The 1,101-nt window shown below is 70.0% G+C and carries 1 pseudogene; it reads left to right on the top strand.

Annotation, left to right across the window (positions count from 1 at the left end):
• A pseudogene (locus FKP22_RS33280) lies at positions 1-1,035 on the top strand (hypothetical protein); the annotation flags it as partial.
• Between the last annotated feature and the right edge of the window lie 66 nt (positions 1,036-1,101).

The following is a 1,101-nucleotide window of genomic DNA, read 5'->3' as shown; positions in this document are numbered from 1 at the left end:
GGCGCCAGCCTGAAGGCCGACGCACTCGCCCGCGGCGACGGCGGCAGCATCACGGCCTGGTCGACCGACACGACAGTGTTCGACGGCAGCATCTCGGCCCGTGGCGGCGAGGCCGGCGGCAATGGCGGCTTTGCCGAAATCTCCAGCCAGAAGAACATCGGCCTGAGCGGCAACGTGGACCTGCGCGCCACGCACGGCGCCACCGGCAACCTGCTGCTGGACCCGACAGACCTGCGCATCACCGACACGGCTTCCGGCGGCAGCCAGGACGGCAATGCCACCGACGCCACGGTGGCCGCGGGCGATGCCAACCAGGGCAGCGGCGCGACGCTGAACACCGTCTCGCGCGGCCTGCTCGAAAGCCTTTCGGGCAGCAGCAACATCACGCTGCAGGCCACCGGCCAGATCACGGTGGATGCAATGGCGAACCACCTGATCAACTTCGCCACCACCGCCGGCCACAGCGTGAGCCTGCAGTCCACGCAGAACGGCGGCATCCAGTTCGTCGACCCCAGCACCGAGCTGCGCACGCAAGGCGGCAGCATCACGCTGGAAGCCTTCGGCATTGGCAGCACGCTGAGCAACATCGGCAAGCTGACCAGCAACGGCGGCGCCATCACGCTGAACGCCACCGGCGACGTGCAACTCGCCGGCGCGATCAACGCCGGCAGCGGCGCGGTCACGGTGCAGAGCACGGTAGGCTCGATCAGCAACGCCGCGAGCAGCACGCCGCTGCTCAGTGGCAGCGCGGTCACCCTCAGCGCCGCAGGCGGCTCGATCGGCGCCAGCGGCAACGCCGTCAACACCCACACCGCCAACCTCACGCTGGCCTCGGGTGGCGACATCGTGGCCGGCAGCGACACGCAACTCGCCAGCCTGTCGCTCACCGCCAACCATGTGGCGCCCAGCACCGCCAACGCCTACCAGGTCAGCGCGCCCAACCTGCTGCTGCAGATCGCCGATGGCAGCAGCCTCGGCGTCACGCAGGTCAGCCAGAGCGCAAGCCTGAGCCTCGGCGTCGCGTCCGACCGCTAGCTGCTGCTCGGCACGCTCGACGTTGGCAGCGGCACGCTGGACCTGCGCAGCACCGGCGGCAACCTC

The sequence above is a fragment of the Ideonella azotifigens genome (assembly GCF_006519715.1).
In the GTDB taxonomy this organism is placed as follows: Bacteria; Pseudomonadota; Gammaproteobacteria; order Burkholderiales; family Burkholderiaceae_C; genus Ideonella; species Ideonella azotifigens.
Note: the sequence above shows the minus strand (reverse complement) of the source record. Positions and strands in the feature narration are given on the sequence as shown.